Genomic DNA, 4,165 nt, shown 5'->3' on the forward strand with positions numbered 1-4,165 from the left:
TTGCGGTCGGCGCCATCCGGGTCGGTCAGCGCCTCGGGGCGGATGCCGAAGACGACGGGACGGCCGGCATGGGCTTCGAGCTGCTCGCGGCCGGGTGCGATCGGCAGCCTGACCGGCTCGCCGTCGGGCCGGGCCAGCGACACGGACAGGCCGTTGCTGTCCTTCTCGATGGTGCCCGACAGAAGGTTCATGGCCGGCGAGCCCATGAAGTCGGCGACGAACATGTTGGCCGGGTTGTTGTAGATCTCAGCCGGCGAACCGAACTGCTGCAGAATGCCGTCTTTCAGAACCGCGATCTTGGTGGCGAGCGTCATCGCCTCGATCTGATCGTGCGTGACATAGACGATCGTCGTCTTCATGCGCTCATGCAGGCGCTTGATCTCGGTGCGCATGTCGACGCGCAGCTTGGCATCGAGATTGGACAGCGGCTCGTCGAACAGGAACAGCTTGGGATCGCGCACCAGCGCCCGGCCCATGGCGACGCGCTGGCGCTGGCCGCCCGACAGCTGGCTCGGCTTGCGATCCAGCAGATGGCTGATCTGCAATACCTTGGCCACCTCGTCGATCGCCTTCTTGCGCTCCTCGGCCGGTACGCCGCGCATTTCCATGCCGAAGGCGATGTTGCCGGCAACCGTCATGTTCGGATAGAGCGCATAGCTCTGGAACACCATGGCGATATCGCGCTTGGACGGATGCAGCTCGCCGATCGAGCGACCGTCGACGCGGATGTCGCCCTCGCTGATCGCCTCGAGCCCGGCAATGGTGTTGAGCAGGGTCGACTTGCCGCAACCCGACGGGCCGACCAGCACGAGAAACCCGCCCTTCTCCATCTCGAGATCGATGCCCTTGAGGATGTCGACGGCGCCATAACGCTTCTTCAGTCCGGAAATTTCTAGAAAAGCCATGGCTGTTATCCTTTGACGGCGCCCGCCATCAGACCGCGCACGAAGTAGCGGCCGGCGAGAATGTAGACGAGGAGAGTGGGAAGGCCGGCGATCATCGCGGCAGCCATGTTGACATTGTACTCGACAGTGCCGCCCGAGGTGTTGACGATGTTGTTGACCGCCATGGTGATCGGGCTGCTGTCGCCGGGCGCATAGGTCGAGGCGAACAGGAAGTCGTTCCAGATATTGGTGAACTGGAAGATGACCGTAACGACGATGATCGGCACCGAGTTGGGCAGCAGGATCCGGCGGAAGATCTGGAAGAAGCCGGCCCCGTCCACCATCGCAGCCTTGATCAGCTCGTTCGGGAACGCCTCGTAATAGTTGCGGAAGAACAGGGTGGTGAAGCCCAGACCGTAGATCACGTGCACGACCACCAGCTTCAGCGTCGACGAGCCGAGGCCGAGCGAGGTGCCGATGGTCGACTGCAGGTAGTTCGCCGCCACGTTGAACTTGCCGAGCAGGGCTGCCATGGGCAGCAGCACCGACTGGAAGGGAATGAAGCAGGCAAACAGCATCAGGGCGAAGACGAGCGTGTGGCCGCGGAAGCGCCACTTGGTCAGCACGTAGCCGTTGAGCGCGCCGAGGATCGTCGAGATCGCCACGGCCGGCACGACCATATAGACGGAGGCCCAGAAATGCCCGGCCACCCCGGAAAGGCAGTTGTTGAGGGCGTCGCATCCACCGCTCCATGCCCGGATCCAGGGCGTGATCGTCGGTGCGCTCGGCAGCGACAGCATGTTGCCGTCCTGGATCTCACTCATCGTCTTGAACGAGGTCACCACCATCACCCACAGCGGCAGGAGATAGAGAAGGGCGAAGATGGCAAGCAGGCCATAGATGACGAAGCGTCCGCCGCGATTGCCGCCGGCGGGTCCGGCCATATCCCGTGTAGCGGCGCTCATCGGGCCTTCTCCCTCAGTTCGGAATAGAGATAGGGGACGATGATGGCGGTGATGGCCATCAGCATGATCACGGCGCTGGCCGAACCGACATCCATCTGGCTGCGCTTGAAGGAATAGTCGTTCATGAAGAGCGAGGGCAGCCAGGCCGACCCGCCGGGGCCGCCTGACGTCAGCGCCACCACAAGGTCGTAGGACTTGATCGCCATGTGCGTGAGCACGATGAAGGCCGACAGGAAGACCGGCCGCAGGATCGGGATGACGATGCGCCAGTAGATGCGGAAGCCGGAGGCGCCGTCGATCTGGGCTGCCTTCAGCATCTCGGAATCAATGCCGCGCAGGCCCGCCAGGAACATGGCCATGACGAAGCCGGAGGTCTGCCAGACGCCGGCGATGACGACGGTGTAGATGACGAAGTTGGGGTCCTTGAGCCAGCCGAAGTGGAAGCTCGTCCAGCCGATGCGGTGCAGCGTCTGCTCAAGCCCGAGGCTCGGATCGAGGAACCACTTCCAGGCAACGCCGGTGACGATCATCGACAGCGCCATGGGGTAGAGATAGACCGTGCGCAGGAAGCCTTCGGCGCGGATCTTCTGATCGAGCAGGATGGCCAGAAGCAGCCCGAGCGCCATGCAGATGCCGACATAGAGCACGCCGTAGATCGCCATGTTGGTGATCGACGTGTACCAGTTGGACGGCGGATTGCTCTCGAAGGTCCAGTTCCAGAGCTTCTGATAGGTGGCCCATCCCACCACGCGGGTGCTGGGGAAGTCCTTCGAATTGGTGAAGGACAAAAAGACGGTCCACAGGATGAAGCCGTAGACGAAGACCACGATCAAGGCAAAGCTGGGGGCGAGCACGATCTTGGGCAGCGCGTCCTGGAGCTTCTCGCGAAACCCGGCGCGGTGCTGCACCACTGGTGCGGTCGTGGGTATGGCCATGGAGTTGTCCTGTTCTTGTTGCGGCTTCTTGTTGCGGCCTCTTGTTGCGGCCTGGGGGGGTCTCAAGACCGACTGAACCTGCAGCGGGCGGCGCTTCACGCAACAAGGCTTCAGCCGTCGTTGGCGCATGACGCAGCGCAGGTTGAAAGCCGGGCGCGACTGGCGCGCCCGACTGCCGTGATGATGATTACTTGGCGTCGTTGATGGCCTTGACGAGCTGCGTCACAGCTTCGTCGGAGGTCTTGATCTGGCCGTTGAAGAACTTGTCGACAACGTCGAGATAGGCGTTCGTGACGGCCGGAGGCGCACCGTAGCCCTGAGCCAGCGAACCGAAGAGCGTGCCGCTGTCGTTGGCCTTCTTCAGGTCGGCGATGCCCTTCTTGCCGCAAATGTCGAAGTCGGTGTCCGGAACGTCCGTACGCGACGGCACCGAGCCCTTGATCACGTTGAAGGCAGCCTGAACTTCCTTCGACATCGTGGTCTTGGCCAGGGCTGTCTGCGCGTCCTTGCGGTCGGCGCCGACATCGAACATGGCGAACATGTCCGAGTTGTAGGCAACGCTGCCGTCGGTGCCCGGGAAGCGGTAGCACAGGAAGTCGTCGCCCGGCTTCTTCTGGGCGTTGTGGAACTCGCCCTTGGCCCAGTCGCCCATCACCTGAACGAGCGCATCGCCCTTGATGACCATGGCGGTCGTCAGGTTCCAGTCACGGCCCGAGAAGTTCGGATCGACATAGGCCTTCAGCTTGGCAAGGTTGTCGAAGGACTTCTTCATCGTGTCCGACTTCAAGGCCGTCTCGTCGAGGTCGTTGAACGCCTTCTTGTAGAACTCAGGTCCACCGGTCGACAGCACGACGTCGTCGAACAGGATGGCTTCCTGCCAGTCCTGGCCACCCAGCGCAAGCGGCGTCACGCCGGCCTTCTTGGCCTTGTCGAGCAGAGCCAGGAAATCGTCGAAGGTCTTCGGCTCGGTGCCGCCGATCTTGTCCATGACAGCCTTGTTGATCCACACCCAGTTGACCGAGTGCACGTTGACCGGAACGGCAACCCACTTGCCGTCATAGGTCGAGAACTTCTGGAATGCCGCCGGAACCGCCTTGTCCCAGCCTTCCGACTTGGCAAGATCCGTCAGGTCGCCGAGCTTGCCGCCTTCGGCGTAAACCAGAACGTTGTAGCCCAGCATCTGCGACGAGGTCGGGTAGTTGCCCGCGGCAACCATCGCCTTCAGCGTCGTCATCGCCGCATTGCCGCCACCGCCGGCAACCGGAACGTCCTTCCAGCTGTAGCCCTGCTTGGCCAGCGCGTCCTTGATCACCTTCAGAGCCGCTGCCTCACCGCCCGATGTCCACCAGTGCAGCATCTGCACTTCCTTAACATCCGCCGC

Annotated in this window: 4 protein-coding genes; all 4 read right to left on the reverse strand. The window is 62.5% G+C overall.

The window, feature by feature from the left end; all coding sequences use genetic code 11:
- A partial coding sequence (locus tag HGP17_RS33310) for an ABC transporter ATP-binding protein (protein WP_168816326.1) occupies window positions 1-905 on the reverse strand: 905 nt, incomplete at its 3' end.
- A gap of 5 nt (window positions 906-910) precedes the next feature.
- The gene (locus HGP17_RS33315; protein ID WP_246704336.1) at window positions 911-1,828 is read right to left on the reverse strand and encodes a carbohydrate ABC transporter permease; all 918 of its coding nucleotides are present in this window, start codon (window positions 1,826-1,828) and stop codon (window positions 911-913) included.
- A 17-nt stretch (window positions 1,829-1,845) separates the two neighbouring features.
- On the reverse strand, window positions 1,846-2,784 hold the full coding sequence (locus HGP17_RS33320) for a sugar ABC transporter permease (RefSeq protein ID WP_168816328.1): 939 nt from the start codon (window positions 2,782-2,784) through the stop codon (window positions 1,846-1,848).
- Between the two features lie 187 nt (window positions 2,785-2,971).
- Window positions 2,972-4,165, reverse strand: a 1,194-nt coding sequence (locus HGP17_RS33325) for an ABC transporter substrate-binding protein (protein WP_168816329.1), incomplete at its 5' end; no start/stop codon positions are given.

This window comes from Rhizobium sp. P38BS-XIX (assembly GCF_012641435.1).
Classification (GTDB): Bacteria; Pseudomonadota; Alphaproteobacteria; order Rhizobiales; family Rhizobiaceae; genus Rhizobium.

Bases quoted from the DNA above. Each gene is read 5' to 3' on its own strand.
- HGP17_RS33315 (WP_246704336.1), bottom strand. From the start codon at position 1,828: ATGGCCGGACCCGCCGGCGGCAATCGCGGCGGACGCTTCGTCATCTAT.
- HGP17_RS33320 (WP_168816328.1), bottom strand. From the start codon at position 2,784: ATGGCCATACCCACGACCGCACCAGTGGTGCAGCACCGCGCCGGGTTT.